Origin of the sequence: Stappia sp. 28M-7, assembly GCF_014252955.1 — a bacterium.
Lineage (GTDB): Bacteria > Pseudomonadota > Alphaproteobacteria > Rhizobiales > Stappiaceae > Stappia.
The window spans coordinates 1,056,526-1,075,882 of the sequence record NZ_JACMIA010000001.1 but is presented as its reverse complement, the minus strand read 5'-3'; the positions used below and the strand labels follow the sequence as shown (position 1 = coordinate 1,075,882).

At 67.0% G+C, this 19,357-nt stretch carries 14 protein-coding genes and 1 tRNA gene; 6 read left to right on the top strand and 9 right to left on the bottom strand.

Going from position 1 to position 19,357, the window contains the following annotated elements; translation table 11 throughout:
• Nucleotides 1-49 precede the first annotated feature (49 nt).
• Nucleotides 50-2,023 (top strand): adenylate/guanylate cyclase domain-containing protein, encoded by a 1,974-nt coding sequence (locus H7H34_RS04900; RefSeq protein WP_371811356.1) that lies wholly within the window; start codon nucleotides 50-52, stop codon nucleotides 2,021-2,023.
• A gap of 9 nt (nucleotides 2,024-2,032) precedes the next feature.
• Here the strand turns inward: H7H34_RS04900 and H7H34_RS04895 are convergent, their stop codons facing one another.
• Nucleotides 2,033-2,827, bottom strand: coding sequence for an ion transporter (locus tag H7H34_RS04895; protein WP_185924433.1), 795 nt, complete (start codon nucleotides 2,825-2,827; stop codon nucleotides 2,033-2,035).
• A 180-nt stretch (nucleotides 2,828-3,007) separates the two neighbouring features.
• On the opposite strand from H7H34_RS04895, the gene H7H34_RS04890 reads away from it, so the two are divergent.
• Nucleotides 3,008-3,081, top strand: a tRNA-Gly gene (locus H7H34_RS04890).
• A 72-nt stretch (nucleotides 3,082-3,153) separates the two neighbouring features.
• On the opposite strand, the gene H7H34_RS04885 is transcribed toward H7H34_RS04890, so the two are convergent.
• The 3 genes from H7H34_RS04885 to H7H34_RS23680 are packed head-to-tail and all read right to left on the bottom strand — an operon-like array spanning nucleotide 3,154 to nucleotide 5,600.
• Nucleotides 3,154-4,044: a nucleotidyltransferase domain-containing protein gene (locus H7H34_RS04885; RefSeq protein WP_185924432.1), complete on the bottom strand. Its 891-nt coding sequence runs from the start codon at nucleotides 4,042-4,044 to the stop codon at nucleotides 3,154-3,156.
• Nucleotides 4,045-4,053: 9 nt separating this feature from the next.
• Complete coding sequence (locus tag H7H34_RS04880; RefSeq protein ID WP_185924431.1) at nucleotides 4,054-4,983, bottom strand: patatin-like phospholipase family protein; 930 nt, start codon at nucleotides 4,981-4,983, stop codon at nucleotides 4,054-4,056.
• A 44-nt stretch (nucleotides 4,984-5,027) separates the two neighbouring features.
• Nucleotides 5,028-5,600, bottom strand: coding sequence for a Cap15 family cyclic dinucleotide receptor domain-containing protein (locus H7H34_RS23680; protein WP_463668134.1), 573 nt, complete (start codon nucleotides 5,598-5,600; stop codon nucleotides 5,028-5,030).
• A gap of 1,332 nt (nucleotides 5,601-6,932) precedes the next feature.
• Between H7H34_RS23680 and H7H34_RS23675 the strand changes: the two genes are divergently transcribed.
• On the top strand, nucleotides 6,933-7,823 hold the full coding sequence (locus H7H34_RS23675; RefSeq protein ID WP_185924429.1) for a TetR family transcriptional regulator: 891 nt from the start codon (nucleotides 6,933-6,935) through the stop codon (nucleotides 7,821-7,823).
• A gap of 108 nt (nucleotides 7,824-7,931) precedes the next feature.
• Nucleotides 7,932-8,555 (top strand): FMN-binding negative transcriptional regulator, encoded by a 624-nt coding sequence (locus tag H7H34_RS04865; protein ID WP_185924428.1) that lies wholly within the window; start codon nucleotides 7,932-7,934, stop codon nucleotides 8,553-8,555.
• A gap of 8 nt (nucleotides 8,556-8,563) precedes the next feature.
• On the opposite strand, the gene H7H34_RS04860 is transcribed toward H7H34_RS04865, so the two are convergent.
• The 4 genes from H7H34_RS04860 to H7H34_RS04845 all read right to left on the bottom strand — a co-directional run bounded on the left by H7H34_RS04860 (nucleotide 8,564) and on the right by H7H34_RS04845 (nucleotide 16,483).
• Nucleotides 8,564-9,772, bottom strand: coding sequence for a BaiN/RdsA family NAD(P)/FAD-dependent oxidoreductase (locus H7H34_RS04860; RefSeq protein ID WP_185924427.1), 1,209 nt, complete (start codon nucleotides 9,770-9,772; stop codon nucleotides 8,564-8,566).
• 84 nt (nucleotides 9,773-9,856) lie between these two features.
• Complete coding sequence (locus tag H7H34_RS04855; RefSeq protein ID WP_185924426.1) at nucleotides 9,857-13,366, bottom strand: YhaN family protein; 3,510 nt, start codon at nucleotides 13,364-13,366, stop codon at nucleotides 9,857-9,859.
• Between the two features lie 5 nt (nucleotides 13,367-13,371).
• Entirely contained in the window at nucleotides 13,372-14,646 is a 1,275-nt protein-coding gene (locus tag H7H34_RS04850; RefSeq protein WP_245164978.1) for a metallophosphoesterase family protein, read from the bottom strand.
• Between the two features lie 13 nt (nucleotides 14,647-14,659).
• Nucleotides 14,660-16,483, bottom strand: a complete 1,824-nt coding sequence (locus tag H7H34_RS04845) for a glycosyltransferase family 2 protein (protein ID WP_185924425.1) — start codon at nucleotides 16,481-16,483, stop codon at nucleotides 14,660-14,662.
• 487 nt (nucleotides 16,484-16,970) lie between these two features.
• On the opposite strand from H7H34_RS04845, the gene H7H34_RS04840 reads away from it, so the two are divergent.
• Nucleotides 16,971-17,735 (top strand): transporter substrate-binding domain-containing protein, encoded by a 765-nt coding sequence (locus H7H34_RS04840; protein ID WP_209006157.1) that lies wholly within the window; start codon nucleotides 16,971-16,973, stop codon nucleotides 17,733-17,735.
• Between the two features lie 6 nt (nucleotides 17,736-17,741).
• On the opposite strand, the gene H7H34_RS04835 is transcribed toward H7H34_RS04840, so the two are convergent.
• Entirely contained in the window at nucleotides 17,742-18,596 is an 855-nt protein-coding gene (locus H7H34_RS04835) for a sterol desaturase family protein (RefSeq protein ID WP_185924423.1), read from the bottom strand.
• Between the two features lie 107 nt (nucleotides 18,597-18,703).
• Between H7H34_RS04835 and H7H34_RS04830 the strand changes: the two genes are divergently transcribed.
• On the top strand, nucleotides 18,704-19,351 hold the full coding sequence (locus tag H7H34_RS04830) for an alpha/beta family hydrolase (protein WP_185924422.1): 648 nt from the start codon (nucleotides 18,704-18,706) through the stop codon (nucleotides 19,349-19,351).
• Nucleotides 19,352-19,357 lie beyond the last annotated feature (6 nt).

Below are 19,357 nucleotides of genomic sequence, written 5' to 3'. Positions count from 1 at the left end.
GCCCGGTGATTCCGGCGGCCCGGCAAGCGGGCGGGGAGACTGACGTAGCGTGACGGGAGAACAGCACATCCTGGACCGGCAACCGGATCAGGCAGCGCAGGAACTGTCTGCGCGCGATGCACGGCGGCGCGACTGGGCGCGGCCGCTGCGCGTCCATCTCAGCACGGTGATCGTCGCGCTGCTGCTCGGCATCTCGCTGCCGCTCACCTGGCTCGCCCACGACCAGGGCACCCGCCTGTCCACCTCGGCGGCGAGCGAGCGCATGAGCCTGCTCGGCCAGCGGGTCGCAACCCAGTACGAGGCGGTGTTCAACGACGGGCTGACGGCGGTGATGCTGGCGGCCGCGGCCGATACGCTGCTGGAGGATCCCACCGGCGATATGGCCGGCAAGGCGCTGTTTCTCGACCGGGTTCTCGACACCTCGCCCCATATCGACGGGCTCTATGCCGCCCATGGCGACGGCGGCTTCCTGCACGGGGTCGGCGACACCGAGGCCTGGCGCAAGGCGCTCGGCGCGCCGGAAGGCACCGACCATGCGGTGCGCCTCATCCTGCCGGCCGAGGACGGCACCCGCCAGTCCGTCTGGCGCTTCCTCACCTCCGACGGGCGCGAGCTTGCCCGCCGCGACGACGGCCCCACCCGCTTCGACCCGCGCCGCCGCCCCTGGTACCGGGCGGCGATCGCCGCGCGCGGCCGGCCGGTCACCGTCGGGCCCTACACCATGGCGACCACCGGGCAGCTCGGCCTGACCGTCGCCGTCGAGGCGCCGGACGAACCCGGCGCGGTGGTCGGCGCCGACGTGCTGCTGGAGACCTTGAGCGACCTCCTGTCGCGCGAGGCGGTCTCGCCCCGGGCGAGCGGCTATGTGTTCGACGAGGCCGGCCGGCTGATCGTGCATTCCGACCCGGCGCAGATGGCAGCGCTGCTGCCGCAGCTCTCCGCCCGCTCGCGCCGCGCGCCCATCGCCATCGACGACCCGCTGCTTCCGCGCCTCCTGCCGCTGCTCGGGCCGAGCACCGTCTCGGGCCTTCACCGGATCGAGGCCGACGGCGAGACCTACCTGCTGGCGCTGGAGCCGGTGCGCGGGGCGGCGGAGCTTGCCGGCACCGTCGTCGCCGTCGCCGCGCCGCTGTCGGACTTCACCGCCGAAAGCCGCCTGCTCGTCGCCCGGGCACTTGCCGTTTCCTTCGGCCTCATCGTCATGGGCGTGCTGTCGGCGCTGCTCGTCGCGCGGCTGGTCAGCCGCTCGCTGACGCAGCTTGCGGACGATGCCGCGCGCATCGGCGATCTCGACCTTGAAACCCGCCCCGCCGTCTCCTCGCTGGTTGCGGAGATCAACACGCTGGCCGGGGCGCTGGCCACCGCCCGCACCGCCATCGCCAGCTTCGCGCTCTATGTCCCGCGCGAGCTGGTGCGCAAGGTCGTCGCCGCCGGGCGGCAGGACCCGGCCTCGGCCGAGCGGCGCGACGTCACCGTGCTGTTCACCGACATCCGCGACTTCACCAGCCTGTCGGAGCGGCACGCGCCGGAAGAGGTGGTGGCGCTGCTGTCCGACTATTTCGAGCTGCTCAACCGCACCGTCGAGGCGCATGACGGGGTGATCGTCCAGTATCTGGGAGACTCCGTCTACGCCATGTGGAACGCGCCGGAGAGCAACCCGGACCACGTGGCGGATGCCTGCCGCTGCACCCTGGCGCTGGTCGCGGCCGTCGATGCCCTCAACGCCCGCAACCGCGCCGCCGGGCGGGCGGAGCTCGCCACCCGCTTCGGGTTGCATACCGGCATTGCCGTCGTCGGCAGCGTCGGCGCCTCGACCCGGCGCCAGTACACCGCCATCGGCGACACGATCAATGTCGCCTCGCGGCTGGAGGGCATGAACAAAGAGTTCGGCACCACCGTCCTGACCAGCGAGGCCGTACGCCGGGCAGCCGGCGACGAAGCCTTCGCCTTCCGCCCGCTCGGCAGCGCGCGGGCCAAGGGCCGGGCGGCGGAAATCGCCGTCTACGAGCTGCTGGCGCCGTAAGCCGCCCGCTCAGCGCTCCGCGAGGCGCCCGCGCAGCTCGCGCACTTCCTCGCGCAGCGCCCGCACCTCGGCCAGCACCAGGCCGGTCTCGTCGTGGATCGCCTGGCGGTCGGCCTCGGCCGTGCTCTCGTGCTCCTGCTGCATGGCCGAGACGATGACACCGATGAAAAGGTTCAGCACGGTGAAGGCGGTGCACAGGATGAAGGGCACGAACAGCAGCCAGGAGAGCGGATAGACCTCCATCACCGGCCGCACGATGCCCATCGACCAGCTTTCCAGCGTCATGATCTGGAACAGCGTGTAGAGCGAGGCGGCGATGGTGCCGAACCATTCGGGGAAGGAGGCGCCGTAGAGCTTCGTCGTCATCACCGCGAAGACGTAGAAGACGAGGCCGAGCAGCAGCACGATGGAGCCCATTCCGGGGAGCGCGGCGACGAGGCCGCCGACCACCCGGCGCAGCGAAGGCACCACCGAGATCAGCCGCAGCACGCGCAGGATGCGCAGCGCGCGCAGCACCGAGAACGCCCCGCTCGACGGCATCAAGGCGACGCCCACCACCGCGAAGTCGAAGAGGTTCCACGGATCGCGGAAGAAGGACGGCCCGTGCGCCACGATCCGCAGGGCGATCTCGATGGTGAAGATCGCCAGGATCAGCGCGTCGAAGGCGACGAGCGCCGGGCCGAAGGCGGCCATCACGCTCGGGCTCGTCTCCAGGCCGAGCGTCACCGCATTGACGACGATCAGCGCGATGATCACCGCCTCCCAGCGGCGAGACTGGACCAGGGCCTTGAGCCGTTCACGCATGTCTTCACTCTCCAGGACGCTTTGTGCGGCGCGCGCACCGGCGGGACCGCCGGTCGGCACGAGAAGTGGTCATCGGCACCGCAAAATCAAGGAGAAAGCAATTTCGCGGGAGAGCCCTCCCCAGCCGCCCGCGAGGCGCTTGACAGCCCGCCCGCCCCGCGCCGATATAGAGGCCGAGATGCGGGTGTAGCTCAATGGTAGAGCGAGAGCTTCCCAAGCTCCAGACGAGGGTTCGATTCCCTTCACCCGCTCCACCCCCTCCCCCCGGATGTTTTTGAGATCGACTGCCCGCGCGAGTGGCGGGGGTGTGCGCTGACGAGCGCGGCTTATCCTCGATTGTAGAATCGCATCGCCGAGGCCCGGAAGGTATTGAAGTCGCTTAGGTTCCAGCATACCGACTGCCCGTCACGAACGAGATAGTGGATGCCGTTTGCGCACGTCAGATCTCCGACCGAACACGCCTGAAGCCAGTCCATGTAGTTCTCGAATGTCTGCTGATGGCTATTTACAAATTGCTGCGTTGGAACATTGGAGAGCATCCCCTCGAGAAAGTACGATGGAGCAAGCCCCGCATTAATATAACCTTGTTCGATCATGGCATTTCGCATGTTCTTCAAAATCCGAATGCTCGGCTTAAATCGGCTCGCGCTTGCCCCGTTCTTGGCTGTGCAATTGTCTAGGTGCTGACGCGGATAGTTGACTATCTTCTCTTCATCCGATGTCCAGAAGCACACGCCCTCGTAGAAAGCGGGTTCACCCGTGGCAGGGTATGATATGAACATCTTATTCGCCACGCAGACGAGGACGTCCGCGTCCCGTCGATTTCTATCGCCAGGTATGAAGATTGCCTTCTTGCCAGCTGTCACGCCTGAGCCAAATTTCTTTGTCAGCCAAGCAAGCACATGCGCCTTGAATTCTTTGAAGCCGATCGTGCCCGGCGAGCGGTTGGCATTGTAGCGTGCTTTTTCCTCATCGCTCAGATGCGAGACATCGCCGTAGTAGACCTCGGTCAAGCAGATCACAACATCGACATCACTGTCTGCATAGATATTAGTATCATTTCCGTACGATCCCTGAAGGAAGATGCGGTACATCCATTTGTAGTAGGGCGAGCCTGGATCATTCAAGACGTCTCTGATGGACTTATAAGTGCTCGCTGATTGGACTTGAGAGCCTTGGTGGGACCAAGTCTCGAGTTGCGCTTCCGAGATTGCCATGAACATTCCTCACATCAACAATAGATTTTGGATTTCCTTCTCTCGGAGGCCGAAAGATTGCTCGCCCTGCTGACGAAGCAGGTTCAATTTCTTTAAATTGTGCTCAAACATGTCTGTCGCCATCTCCGGTTTGTCGAAGGTATCGCTCACGCGTACGGTCGGGACGTTCGGGAAAAGCAACTGCCGAAGCTGATCCATCGATGCGGTGTTCACCTCTAGGGTCTTCTGAAGGAGCTGCACCGGTAGAAAGCTTTTGATCTGGCGAGCGATGAAGCCCTGACGCGGCTCAGGATATTGGCCACACCCGATGCTCAGCATCCGACAATCCGTCGCTGAGAAGCCGAGCGGCCCGGTCGCATCCGCGAGCGCGTATAGTGCAGGGTTATTGGCTACATAGCCGCCATCGAAAAGTTCAACTTCGTTACCGCTGTCGGTCGTCACGGTCTTCCGTTCGAAGAACGGGTAAGCTGAGCATGACGCTTCGACAGCATCGGCGAGCGTGCAACCAAATCCAGGAACGAAGGTGGCTCTCCGTCCATGTGCCTGCGTCTGACGGCTTTTGAAGATCATCGGCGTCTCAAGCTGCCACTTGGTCGAGACAATACCGAGGCCGGTGAGGACAGTATCGAACCGATTTTCGCCGAACACCGTCCTTCCAACCTCCTGCAGACGGCGTGTGCGCTCGGCGGCCTTTTTCGCCTGCATGATCTTTGGAACATGCTCGCAGTAGAGTGCGTGGACCTCCTTCACGGATTTTCCAGTAGCGAGCAGCGTAGCGATGATCGAACCGGTACTCGTGCCGAAGATGATATCGAATGTTTCGTGGAGGGGCTGCGACAGCATCGCTTCGAGCTCCTGAAGAATTCCAAGCGTATAAAAGCCCTTGGCACCACCACCATCGAGGCTAAGAATTCGGCAAACCGGCGAGGCCTCAAGCATCAGACCTACCTCTTTTTCCAACCTTTTGTTGAGCTAAAATTCTATTATTTTGCACACTTAGCATGAGAATAGCTGTCGAAAATCTTGTCCCTTCGATTAGAAAGAATTATTGAACCATTCGTGTTTCTGTCTGTCCAATAGTGACCATTCAACTCAAAGGGCGGCTTCCCCACAACCTTATATTTAAAACTCCCATAATGAATTTCGCTCACATTCGACCTAAGTAGGATGTTGGGATCGCTCTGATACACTCCATAGATGTATGCTGTGCCGTCATTGTGGAGGTTGAAGTCGCTCGCAACTAAGAAGGATTCCGCCTGCTCGGTCATCAGTCGAATCGACATCGAAGAGAAAGTTTGACGTATCGCCGCATACCCTTCGATAGGATGGGCCTTCTTAGCAGTTTCTGGGTCAGCATAGGAGGATTGAAGGGTGGCTTGCCATGTACCATTCAAGTTGGGCCTTTTGCAGAAAACACTGACTGGCCAAATCTTCCAAAGATACCTGTCGAAAACCCATACGGCCGACGTTAGGACTACAACCGTCAGTGAATAGGGCTTTGCGTGGTCCCACGTTAGTTCAATCCCCAGAATCCAAAGCGACACTCCCCAAACCATCGTTGCGATGATAAGCAGCGTTGAGACTGACAACCGATTGGGCAAGGTGGCCTCTTGAGCAATGGACTGAAGCAAACATTGGCGAGATTGCGCCAAGTCGAATTGCCATTCCACCCCATAATACTAGTTTTCGCTACCGGCCGAGTGTCGGAGGAAGACTGCTTACCCATGAGGCGCTCACCTACGCCTAAGATAGGCTCACCATTCGACTTAGAGATACTTCGGACTCTATCAGAAGCTTTCTCAGAAAATCCAAGCATTCACGACGGCGCGATAGTGTTCGAGCGTGGAGATGAAAATGAACCATATCGGTTGATGGGTTGGTCAATGAGGATTGTGAGCAGATATATACCTCATTCTACTGAGCCCAATCGCGGATCGGCGTTTAATAGTACACTTTCGCTATCTATGGCCAAGAATATTGACTTATGCTGCTTAATTTCACCAGAACGCACAATTTTCTTTGAGGATGGGATATTTCATTCGGAGGAAAATTAAATTTTCCAAACATATCTCTCGCCGACGAATGGCTAAGCTGAGACTCCAAAGCAGACGTAAGTAATTCACTCCACCGCTCGTCCATTTATACCCTGCGATTTCCTAGCCTAGCAAATGCCTGTAAACTCGCTCTTGCACACGGGCAAATCAAGCCTTCGGGCGCGCTCGGCCACCAGCGTTGGCGAAGGGTTTGCGACCTTCTGCCCGTGTGCCCCTCGCATCCCTGATGCGGCCGGTGGTGTTTGGACCTGCCGCTGGGCTGGGCGGTCGTAAGAGCGTGACGGGTGCCGGACCGCTCGGGCTTTGCCGGCGCCGTCTCGCGCTCGGGCTGTTCCTGCACCCCAGACTGCCTCATGAAAATCCGACCCGGGGATAACATCCCGGTCCTTCCCTCTCGGCCTGACTGAGCAGTCCGGCCGGTGGGCGGGCGGTCGGGCCGGGCAGCCGGTCCCTCTCCTGACCAGTGCCGCGGCTTCCCCTGCCGATTTCTAGCGACCGGCCGATTTCAGCGCGTTTGCGACGGCTTTCTCAATTTTCGGGCTTTTTGAGACGCGATTTTGCAAAATTCCGCGCAAAATTTCTCAATTTTCGATAGCGACCAAAACATAATTGTTTTCAGATGGTTAGCCGGAGATTCCTGCCGCCACGGCGCCGTTTCGGGCGTTTTGCGCCGCTTTGTCGCGCGTCCTTCCTTCGCCCGTCCCGCCCTCCCCGCCGTCCCTGTTGTCCCCGCTTGACAGAATTGGGACGCTCGTCCTAAATCCAGATTAGGACAAACGTCCCAGGCAGGTCTTATCCCCTGTCCGGGCAGCACCAGAGGAAGGGTGTGGGGAAATGGCGCGCGCGACCCGTGACCAGATCGTCGGCGAGGCCGACCGGCTGTTTTACGAGCAGGGGTTCGAGCACACGTCCTTTGCCGATATCGCGGCGGCGGTCGGCATTTCGCGGGGCAATTTCTACCATCATTTCAAGACGAAAGACGAAATCCTGAGCGCCGTGATCGACCGACGGCTGGAGGCGACGCGCGCGCTCCTGGTGGCCTGGGAGAGCGAGGCCGGCGACAGCCCGGCGGCGCGCATCCGCTGCTTCATCCGCATCCTGATCGCCAACCGGGCGAAGATCCTGCGCCACGGTTGCCCGGTCGGCACGCTCACCGCCGAGCTCGCCAAGATCGACCATCCCGCGCTGAGCGATGCCGGCCGCCTCTTCGCCCTGTTCCGCGACTGGCTGGCGCGCCAGTTCACCGCGCTCGGCCTTGGCCCTGATGCCGACCGGCTGGCGCTGCATCTGATCGCCCGCAGCCAGGGGATAGCGACCCTCGCCAGTGCGCTTGGCGATGCAGAGTTCGTCGAGCGGGAAGTCGCCGATCTCACCCGCTGGCTCGACCGCACCGTGCCGCAAGTACCTGATCAGTCTTATATTTCCAAGGAGAAAACCATGTTTGTCGTGTTCCTGAAATTCGCCGCCAACCGCGCGGACGCGCCCCGCCACATGGACGGGCACAACGCCTGGATCCGCCAGGGCTTCGAGGACGGCGTCTTCCTTCTCGCCGGCAGCCTGGTGCCGGGGGTCGGGGGTGCCGTTCTCGCCCGCGACGAGCCCCGCGAGGCGCTGGAGGCGCGCGTTGCCGCGGACCCGTTCGTCGCGGCGGGCGTCGTCAGCGCCGAGATCCACCAGATCGCGCCCGGCCGCACCCACGAGGGCCTTGCCGCCCTGCTCGCCTGAGCTTCGGTTTGGGCCAAGCGGTACCCCGATTGCGTGGGCCGGCGGACCTTCGCGGGCGCGCGGAACGCCGCTAGTTTCAAGGCAGTTTCGACCGCCGGACCGTCAAAGATGTACACGCCGCCTGCCTTTCGCGAGGACGATCCCGCAGCGCTTGCCGCGATGATCGGGGCCTGCCCCCTCGCGACCCTTGTCACCGCCACCGCCGACGGCCTGCTGGCGACGCCGCTGCCGCTGCTCTTCGACCCCGCTGAGGGGCCGTTCGGGGTGCTGCACGGGCATCTTGCCCGCGCCAATCCCCAGTGGCGCGCGCCGGTCCTCGGTGAGGCGCTGGCGACCTTTTCCGGGCCGGATGCCTATGTCTCTCCCGGCTGGTACGCCAGCAAGGCGGAGCACGGCAAGGTCGTGCCGACATGGAACTACGCCGCCGTCCATGCCTATGGAAAGATTGAGTTTTTCGAGGATGCGGACCGGCTTCTTCACGTGGTCGCTCGCCTCACCGACCGGCATGAGGCCGGGCGCACTGACGCCTGGGCCGTGTCCGACGCGCCGGCCGATTTCGTCGCCGCCCAGCTTCGCGGGATCGTTGGCATGCGAATGGTTATCACCCGTCTGGAGGGCAAGCGGAAGATGAGCCAGAACCGCAGCGCCGCCGACCGCGCGGGCGTCGCCCAGGGTCTTGCCGGCGAGGGCGACGAGAGGGCGCGGCGGGTGGCGGGCGAAATCCCGCTCTAGCGGCGGCCTTAAGCGCCCGCCTCCGCAATCGCCGTGCCCGCGGCCCAGCCCGACGACCAGGCCCACTGGAAATTGTACCCGCCGAGCCAGCCGGTGACGTCGACCACTTCGCCGATGAAATAGAGGCCAGGCACGGCCTTCGCCTCCAGGCTCCTGGAGTTAATCCCCGCCGTGTCGACGCCGCCCAGCGTCACCTCCGCCGTGCGGTACCCTTCCGTGCCGAGCGGCATCACCTCCCAGCCCTGCAGCGTCGCGGCGATGGCGGCAAGCTTGCGGTCGCCGGTCTCGCCCATCTGGCCCGACCAGCCGTGGCGCTCCGCCATGTAGCCGGCGAGCCGCTTCGGCAGGATCTCGGCGAGCGCGTTGGCCAGGCTGCGGCGGCCGTTTTCCTGGCGCGAGGCGCGCAGTTCACCCAGGAGGTCGCGGTCCGGCAGGAAGGCGATGCGGACCGGCTGGCCTTCGCGCCAATAGGACGAGATCTGCAGGATCGCCGGGCCGGACAGGCCGCGATGGGTGAAGAGCATCGCCTCGTCGAACGAGGTCTTGCCGAAGGAGACGCGCACGGGCGCTGCCACGCCGGCGATCTCGCGGAACCCCGCCAGCATGTCTTCGGCGAAGGTCAGCGGCACCAGGGCGGGCCGCGTTTCGGTGACGGCGAGGCCGAAGCGCTCGGCGATGCGGTAGCCAAGGCCGGTCGCGCCCATCTTGGGGATCGACTTGCCCCCGCAGGCGACGACCAGATGGCGGCAGGAGACCGTCGCCGCGCCCTCGCCGCCCAGCGTCAGGCGGAAGCCGTTATCCACGTGCTCCAGCTCCTCCAGCGTCGTCGACAACCGCAATTCGGCACCGACCGCAGCCATCTCGGCGCGCAGCATCGCGATGATATCCCCGGCCGAGTTGTCGCAGAAAAGCTGGCCCAGCGTCTTCTCGTGCCAGGGAATGCGGTGCCGCTCGACCAGCGCCAGAAAATCGCGAGCGGTGTAGCGGCCGAGCGCGGACTTGGCGAAATGCGGGTTTTCGGACAGGAAATTGCGGGCCGTCGCGCCGATATTGGTGAAGTTGCAGCGGCCACCTCCGGAAATGCGGATCTTCTCGCCGGGCGCCTTGGCATGGTCGATGACGAGCACGCGTCCGCCCCGCGCACCCGCATGGGCAGCGCACATCATACCGGCGGCGCCGGCCCCGAGAATAACAGTATCGAAGCGCTCAGCGCGCATGGCAGGCTTCCAGGTGGGGAAATGCGATCATGCGGCAAGCCATGCCGGATCGCGCGGCCGCTGGCAACACGCAGCGTAAGCCTTTCACATCTCCAGCAGGTCGAGTCGCTCGCCCAGCTCCCGCCGGGCGATGTCGACCACGCTAGCGTGGTGGGTGAAGAGGATCGGCTGCAACGTGTCCGACAGGCCGGCGAGCGTGCGCAGGCCCGCGGCCGTGCGCGCATCGTCGAAGGTCTGGAACAGGTCGTCGCCGATGAAGGGCGCCGCCTCCGCGCGGGTGGCGTAGTCGGCCAGAAACGCAAGGCGCAGCGCCAGGTAGAGCTGGTCGCAGGTGCCGTCGCTCAGACCGACAAGGCCAACGGTCGCCCCGTCCGGGCGACGGGCCAGCAGCTCCGCCCGGTCGTCCTCGCCGAAACGGCGCGTCAGCCCGTCGAAGGAGCCGGAGGTGAGCCCGGCGAACAGCCGGCCGGCGTGGTCCAGCAGCGGGTCGTCCTGACGGGCGCGGTGCTGCTCCAGCGCCCCTGAGAGAAGCAGCGAGGCGAGCCGGGTGACGAGCCACTGGCGGCCGAGTTCCTGCAGTTCCGCCTCGGCGGCCAGCCGCTCGAAGGCGGCGCGGTCGGCGCCCTCCCCGGCCTCGGCGCGCTCGCGCTCGCCCAATGCGGCATGGCGGGCGGCGAGCGCTTCCTTCATGTCCGCCGTCAGCGCGTCGATCTCGCCGGCAAGCCTTTCCAGCGCGGCTTGCGCGGCCCCGTCATCGAGCCCGGAGAGCTCCTCGGCGACCGCCTCGCGGGGCTCCCCGGCGGCCGTTTCGGCAAACAGCGCCCGCGTCTCGTCGAGGGCGGCAGCTACGCTGTCGCGCTCGGCCAGACGGCCGGCGAGCGGCACCATGTCGTCGGACTGGAGCCCCTCGGGAAGGTCGGCGCACAGGGCGGAAAGTTGCGCGTTGGCGGCGGCCTGCCGCTCCTCGGCACGGGACAGCTCGGTACGAGACCTTGCAAGCGCCTCGCCCGCCCCTTCTGCCCTGGTGAGCGCCACACGCTCCTCGGCAAGACGGCGCTGCAGGGTCTCGACCAGCCGGTCGGGCTCCTCGCCCGCCCCGTCGTCGAGAAGGCCAGGCGCGACCCGGCGGACCAGATCGAGAGCGGCCACAGAGAACGCCTCGTTGTCGCGCTGCATGCCATGCACCCGGCGGGCGAGCTTGTCGCGTTCGCCCAGCGCCGCCGGCAGCACGCGCCAGACTTCCAGCACGGCAGCGGCCGCCTGCGGCGAAGCACCAGGATCGAGCCCCGCCCCGCCGAGCGCTGCGTCGAAGTCCTGCCGCCAGCACGCAAGCGCCTCCTCGACGGCAGCGGCCTGACGCTGCAGGCCGTCGAGCCGCGCCGCGGCATCCTCGATGCGGGCAGCCAGCGCCCGCCCCTGCTGGAAGGCCTCCGCCCGGCGCTCCAGCTCGCCCTCGACAAGGCGCAGCAGTGCAAGGCCATCGCGGGCGAGATCGCCGGGTGCCGGTACGGACAGTCCCAGCTCACCGGCAAGAGCGGCAAGCCCGGGCAGCGCACGGCCGGCACTGGCCTCCAGGCCATCGATGGTGGCAACGAGGTCGGCCAGTTCCTCGCGCTGTTCCAGCCAGCGGTCGACCGACTTTCGCCATTCGGTCATGGCGGTGGGGCCTGCCGGCTCCAGCCCGAGCGGCGCAAAGAGCGCGGCCCAGGCTTCCTTGGCAGTGGCGAGGGCTGCGGACAATTTCGCCCCGCCCTCTGCGGCCTCGGCCCGGCGGGCGAGCAGCGCATCGCGCCGGGCGACATCACCTGCATGGCGCGACACGCGGTCGGCCTCCGCAATGGCGCGGTCGGCCAGGTGATCGGCCTCGCGCAGCAGCGGCTGTGCAGCGTCAAGCGCTGGCGTGCCGCCGTCCGGCACCTTGGCCAGCGCGTCATCGCGCTCGTGCCGTGCGGCATCGATGCGGGCACGCGAGGGCATGTCGCCGCCGCGCTCGCTCTCGGCAATCGCGGCGTCGAGACCCGCAATTTCTTCACCCCATGCCGCGTCCTGCTCGCGGTGGCGCCGCAGCGCGTCGCCGATCTCATCGAACCGGGCGCGGAACTCCGCAATCTGCTCGAGACCGGGCAGCGGCGCACCGGCGAGACGCTCGGGCTCGGCGACCGGCGGCGACAGGCGCGCGGCGGCCTCCATGAGGCGGCTGGTCAAACGCTGGCGCGTCGGCAGCAGCCGGTCGCGCTCTTCCAACTGGCGGACCTGCGGGGCGAGCGCGGCAAGGCGGGCGCGCGAGGGAGCCGGATCGGCGACACGCCCGTCCGCCGCCCCGCCGGACAGGCGCTCGAAATCCGCATTCTCCCTGGCAAGCGCGGACTGCAAATCGGCGCGCTGGCGCGACAGCCGGTCGCCCTCAGCAAGGCGCGCGGCGAGATCGGCAAGGGCTGCGTCCGTGGGCTGGCGGGCGCGGATCGCCTCGCTGTCCTGCGGGTCCAAGGCGAGGCCGAGGCGGCGCAGCTGGGCACCCAGCGCATCCGTCAGGTCGCTCGCCTCACGGGTCACGCGCGGAATGTCGCGCTGGCGCTGACGGAAGGCGCCGATCTCGGCATGCAGCGCGGTCACCTCCGCAGCCGCCTCGATGAGCGGACGGTCGACAGCGATGCCGCGCGCCAGCTCTTCCGCTTCCTGCAGGCGGCGGACCGCGTCCCGCTGTGCAGCCGCAGCTGCCGTCACGGCGGCCAGCGCTTCCTCCAGCCGCCGGGCAAGACCGCGGGGCACCTGATCCAGATCGGCGAAGGCGGCAAGGCGTGCCTCGCTCGCGGTGAGGCGGGCGAGAAGCGGCTTGAGGCTGACAAGACGGGCAAGGCGCTCGCGGCGGGCATGCGCCTCGCTCAGCCGCGCCTCGGCCTCGGCCAGCGTCTCGTTCGCCGTCTCGACCGCCTTGTTCAGCGACTTCCATTCGGCTTCGCGCAGCTGGCGCTCGCGCTCCTCGCGGCGCGCCTCCGTATGGCGCTCGAGAACCTGATAGATCTTCCGGTTGCCGGAGGCGCGCGGCGCGAACAACCCGTCGGCCTCGCGGTCAAGATCGGCGCGCAGAGCATTGAGCCCATGGAGGCCCGAGGCGGCGGCGAAGATCTCTCCGCCCTCCCCGTCGCCGGCCAGAAGCGCGCGTCCGCCCTCGCGCAGGCGCTCGCTATCGAGGCCGAAGGCAAGCTGGAAGACCTCGCGCGTCAGCCCGCCGAGGAACGGCACAAGCGCGTCGTCGCCAAGCGGCGCCTCGCCGTCGTCGTCGGCCAGCAGGGTGTTCTTGCGGCCCTTGCGGCGACGCAGCGACAGGCTGTTTCCGCGCGCATCCGTGAGCGTTGCGCACACGCGCAGGCTCGGTGCCTCATGCAGGAAGTCGTAGCGCCGCTCCTCGGCACCGTCGGCCGCGCGCCGCTTCTCGCTGAAGCCGAACAGCAGGTCGGAAATTGCGGCAAGCGTCGAGCTCTTGCCCGCCTCGTTGGGGCCGTAGACGAGATGCAGGCCGGCGCCAGGGCGAAAGCGCAGCTCCCGGTCGGTCAGGCTGCCGTAGCGCAGCAGATGCAGCCGCTCGATCCGCATCCGCCTCAGCTCCCTTCCGCGATGCGTTCGGCGAGCAATGCCCGCGCCTCGGCGACCAGCGTGTCGAGCTCTTCGCCGAAGGGCGCGGCCGGATCGACGAGACCGGCAGGTAGCTTGTTCACCAGCAGACCGATCTGGCCGGCGGCCTCCTCGCGAAAGTGCGGATCGTTCGCCGCCTCTGCAAGCAGCGCGGCAAGGTCGAGCGAAGCATCGAGCGGTGCGAGCGGACGGGCCTCGGCGGGCGGAGCAAGGTCGAGCTCCAGCTTTTCCAGCCAGGCCTCGGCATCCGCCTGATGGCAGGCATTCTGCATCTCGTCGATGAGCAGCGCGCGGTTGGCGAGCGCCCAGCCGTAAAGCGGGCTCGCACCGGACAGTCGCAGGCGCAGCGCGAGCGGGCGCCCCTCGGCCGCCGCCACATGCGGGCGCAGCGCCTCGCGCGCCGCGGCGACGAGGCCGGCAAGATCGTCCGCCCCGCCGGCGGCGATCTCGACACGGGCCCAGCGCGCCTCGTCGACGATCATCCGCTCGATGCCGGAAACCTCGCCGTCGGTGACGGTGACCAGCACCGCGCCCTTCTCGCCTGTCTCGCGGATCGAGCGGCCCTGAATGTTGCCGGGAAAGACCACCGGCGGATCCTCGCTCACCACCTCGAAGGCGTGGACATGGCCGAGCGCCCAGTAGCCGTAGCCGCGCGCCGCCAGATCGGCCAGCGAACAGGGCGCATAGTCGGCATGGGGCGGACGGCCGGTCAGCGAGGTGTGCAGCACGCCGATATTGAAATGGCCCGGCACCGGCGCCGGATAGGCGGCGGCAAGGTTCTCGCCGACCTGGCGGTCCGGGAAGCTCTGGCCGTGCAGGGCAACGCGCAGATCGTCCAGCGTGTGCGTCTCCGGACGGCGGGTGCCGAAGCTCGTAACATTGTCCGGCAGGGTGACGGCGCGGGTGACGACGCTTTCGGCATCGTGGTTGCCGCGCAGGATGAAGACGGGAATGCCGGCGCGCTCCAGCCGCGCCATCTCGCGGGCGAAGAACAAGCCGACGGAATTGTCGCGCCACTCGCCGTCATAGACATCTCCGGCGATCACCATGAAGGCGGCCTCGGCCTCGATGGTCCGCGAGACGAGGGTGGAAAGCGCAGTGCGGGTCGCCTCGCCGAAGCGGCGGGCGATCTCGGGATCGCGCAGGGCAAGCCCGGTCAGAGGGCTTCCGAGATGCAGGTCCGCCGCATGGACGAAGGAAAAGGACGACACGTCGCGCACCAGCCGGGAATCACGGGACAAACGAGAGATGACACTAGTGGGTTTTGCCGTGCCTTTGAACGCCGGGCATTCGCGACGGACGCCGGGCAAGGCCGTGCTCGGTCTTCTGCCAGCGATGCGGCCGGCGCACCAGGTCGACGACGGCGGCGTAGAAGGCAAGGCTCTGGGCCAGCCAATAGGCCGGGATCAGCGCCAGATCGAGCAGCGACGGCAGACGCGAGCGCGCCGCCGCCCCGGCGATCGCCAGCAGCGTCATGCTGGCATAGCACAGGATCACGCTGACACCGGCCAAGGTCAGCACCACGCCGCCGAGCAGATCGAAGCGCGGCAGCAGCCCGGCGACGCCGGACCCGTAGAGCAACAGGATGCCGACAAAGAAGGGATGCGCCGCGAGCGTCACCACCATCGCCAGAAGGTAGACGAGCAGAACGGCAAGGCGCGTGCGGCGCAGCTCCTCGGCCAGGCGGAAAGGATCGCGCAGGGTCACCAGCAGGGTCTGCAGCCAGCCCTTCAGCCAGCGGCTGCGCTGCGCGTGCCAGGCCCGCCAACTGAGCGGCGCCTCCTCGAAGGTGGTGGAGGCGAGCATCTGCATCGACCAGCCGCCGCGCACCAGCCGCAGGGCAAGGTCGGCATCCTCGGTGACGTTGCAGGGATCCCAGGAGCCGACCGCATCCAGCGCGGTGCGGCGGAAGTGGTTGGACGTGCCGCCGAGCGGAAACGGCAAGCCGCGCGCGGAAAACCAGGGCAACTGGCAATCGAAAAGGCCCGCATATTCCAGCAGGAACTGTCGCGGAAAGAAGCGGTGGCTGCGGTGGTCGATAGCGAGGTGCCCCTGCAGCACCGCAACGGATGGCGGCAGCTCGGCAAAGCGCGAGGCGGCCAGCAGCAGTTGATCCGGCTCCGGCCGGTCCTCCCCGTCAAAGACGGCGATGAGCTCGCCGCGCGCGTGGTCGAGGCCATGGACGAGCGCGCGCGGCTTGGTGCGCGGCCCCGGCCCGGTCACGCTGAGGATGCGCATGCCGGGCGCCAGATGCGGCTCCAGCGCGGCTCGGGTCTCGTTGTCGTCCTCCTCCAGCAGAAAAAGGACCTCCAGCCGGTCCCGGGGATAATCGAGGGCATCGAGGTGCCGGGCGAGACTTTCCGCCACCCGCGCCTCGCGGTAAAGCGGCACCAGCACCGAATAGCGCGGCAACAGGTGGTCGGGGAGAAGACGGGCCGGCGACGGGCTGGGCGTGTGGCTGAGGCCGGCGAGAAGCCGCAACGCGCCGAGCAGCATGCCGAGCAGCGTCACCAGCACGGAGGCGAAGATGACCAGCGCCTCCACGGTGAGCAACCGCCCGAGGCAGAAGGCAGCGACCGCAAGGCCAAGAACGGCGATCTGCCCCCGTGTCAGTACCACGCGGGCACTGACGTCGGGCCGCTCGCTCGCCAGCCTCAGGCCCGGTGCAGCGACCCGGCCGGCAAGCTCGAGCGCCACTGGGGTGGCGATGGCCAGACGGTCCCGCAGAGATGGCGCGCGCGCCAGCAACGCGCGGATCGCCGGCGCGCTCTCGGGCACCGGCGCGAACACGGCGAGCCGCTCGCCCGTGGGCGTGCGTCCGCAAAACAGCGGTCCGGGAAACCCGCGCGGTGGCAGAAGTTCCAGCTGCGCATCCGCCCGGAAACTGCCCTGCGGCAGAAAGGGCAGGCCGAGCGACTGGGCGAGCGCCGCGTAATAGGCATCGGGCGAGACGAGCCCTTCCTCCATCAGCAGACGGGCGAGCGCGCCCTCGCGCGGGCCGGCTCGGCGGGCCAACGTCGCCAGATGCGCATCGGCAAGACCCCGCCCGCGCAGCAGGGCCAGCTCCGGCGGCAACATGGCCGCGGGTCTGCGGCCGGACAAGGGCTCCACGCGCACCGACGAGGGCTGGCGGAGCGCGGAGGCAGGTGCTGCGGCGCCGTTGCGGCGCCCATGTGGCCGCAACGCATGGCTGGACGCGGGCGCGGATCGGTGTGATAGGATCGCGTCGGCGCGGGCAGCGTGCGGAAACGAAAGGTCCGGAAACTGCCCATCCGCCATCAACGTGCAGGCCCCTCGACAGGCGGGCAAGGGAGACCGGGAGCAACGGCATACGGGCGCGCGAAAGGCCGAAGGGCCGCGCGGCGGCGGCAGGACTGCCGGCCAAGCGGCACGGCGCAGGCGCAAAGCCCGGACTTCATTGCGGTTCGCCCCCCGACAAACGGCCACGACAGCGATGCGATTTGATAGCAGGACTTCAGGAATTGCAACCCTTGCTTTCATTGCGGTTGCATGGTTCGCGCTTCTTTCTGCCTCCCTCACCGGCCCGGCCGAGGCGCAGGAGGCGGTGCCCGATGTCACCGTGCCGAATTTCTGGGACCCGCGCAGCAGCAGCGACCAGCCGACCGTATCGCCCGAGACGATCCGCTTCCTCGCCAGCGACGACTTCCCGCCCTTCTCGTTTCGCGACGGGACCGGCCGCCTGACCGGCTTCAACATCGATCTCGCCCGCGCGATCTGCGAGGAACTGGACGCGGCCTGCTCGCTGCGCATCAAGTCCTTCGACGCGCTGGTGCCGGCCATGATACGCGAGGAAGGCGATGCGGTCATCGCCGGGCTCGCCGCGAACGAAGCCAACGTCAAGACGCTGCTCTTCTCCGATCCCTATCTCGGCCTGCCGGCCCGCTTCGTCGCGCTGAAGGGCAAGGAGGTCGACACCACCCCCGAGGGGTTGGCGGGGCGGAAGATCTCCGTCGTCGCCGGGACGATGCACGAGCGCTTTCTGCGCACCTATTTCGCCGATGCCGAGATCGTGACCTTCGACGGGGCGACGGAAGCGCGCGCAGCGCTCGGCACCGAGGAGGCCGTGGTGCATTTCGGCGACGGGCTGTCCCTGTCCTTCTGGCTCAATGGCAAGACCTCAGGCGACTGCTGCGGCTTTGTCGGCGAGCCATGGATCGAGCCGGGTTATTTCGACCGCGGCATGACCATCGCCTTCCGCAAGGAGGACGCGCTGCGGCAGGAGGCGGTCAACCACGCCCTGCAGCGGCTGCAGCTCAAGGGCGTCTACAGCGAGCTGTACCTGCGCTACTTCCCCGTCAGCTTCTACTGAGGCTGCCTATTCGGCCGCGTCGGAGGCAGGCCGCTGCGGATCGCCGGCGTCTTCGCCGCGCATCCCGCTTTGCGGGTGCATCCGCATGAAGGGCACACCGAGCGACCAGACGTAACCGGTCGGCCCCTCGTGCTGATATTCGTCGAGGCCGATGGTCATGCCCTCGTGTCCTTTCGCCGGCTGGGCGACATAGGTGCCGAACAGCCTGTCCCAGATCGCCAGGTTGAAGCCGTAGTTGGAATCCGTCTCGCGGCGGATCACCGAGTGGTGGACCCGGTGCATGTCCGGCGTGACGACCAGCAGGCGCAGCCAGCGGTCCAGCGTCAGCGGCAGACGGACATTGGCGTGGTTGAACATCGCCGCTCCGTTCAGCACCACCTCAAAGACGAGGACCGCCATCACCGGGATGCCGAAGGCAACAACGACCGCCGCCTTCCAGACCATCGACAGCACGATCTCCAGCGGATGGAACCGCAGGGCGGTGGTCAGGTCAATGTCGCGGTCGGCGTGGTGCATGCGGTGGATGCGCCAGAGCAGCGGGATCTTGTGCGAGGCCCAGTGCTCGGCCCACACGGCAAAATCCAGCAGCACGAAGCCGAGCAGCCCGGCGATCCACAGCGGCATGCCGAGCGCCGGAAAGAGGCCGAGCCCCTGATCGCCCGCCCACTGCGCGACGCCGACGGCGGCCATGGGAAAGACGATCCGCAGCACCGCCGTGTCGGTGGCGACGATGGCGAGATTGGTGGTCCAGCGGCGAGCGCGCGAGAAGATCAGCGCACGGCGCGGCAAGGCCAGCTCGAACAGCGCCATGGCGGCAAAAATGCCCAGAAACAGCAGCAGCCTGACGGTTGCCTCGCTCATCAATCCCTCGCGGTCCCTGCCTCGGCAGAACGGAGCTTGCACCTTACCTCATCCCGTGAGACAGGAGCCCGCAACATCAATCAACAGATCGCGACCAAAGGCCACGGATGACCGAGCTACTCTGGACCCGCCCCGAAGGCGACACGCCGACCGTGGCCACGCTGCTGCTTGCCCATGGCGCGGGCGCTGCGATGGATTCCGGCTTCATGAACCGTTTCGCCGGCCATGCGGCGGCGGCAGGCCTTGCCATCGCGCGCTTCGAGTTCGCCTATATGGCCGCGCGGCGCGCCGGCGGACCGAAGCGGCCGCCGCCGAAGGCCGACCTGCTGATCGGCGAGTACCAGACCGCGCTGCAGGATGTGCTGAAAAGCGTCGAGGGGCCGGTTCTGGTCGGCGGCAAGTCGATGGGCGGGCGCGTTGCCGCCATGCTGGCGGCCGGCAGCTCTCTGCCCAAGCGCGTCTCAGGCGTCGTCTGCCTCGGCTATCCGTTCCACCCGCAAGGCAAGCCGGACGACTGGCGCATGGCGCCTCTGGAAGGCGCGCGCCGGCCCGTGTTGATCGCGCAAGGCGACCGCGACGGCTTCGGCAATGCCGCCGAGCTCGCCGAAGTCACCCTGCCCGCGCATGTCGCGCTGGTCTGGCTGGAGGACGGCAACCACGACCTTGCTCCGCGCGGAGCATCGCCTGCGACCTGGGACGGGAACCTGGCGCTCGCCGCGAAGGCGGCAGCCGACTTCGCAAGGCGGCTGGTCTGAAGGGAG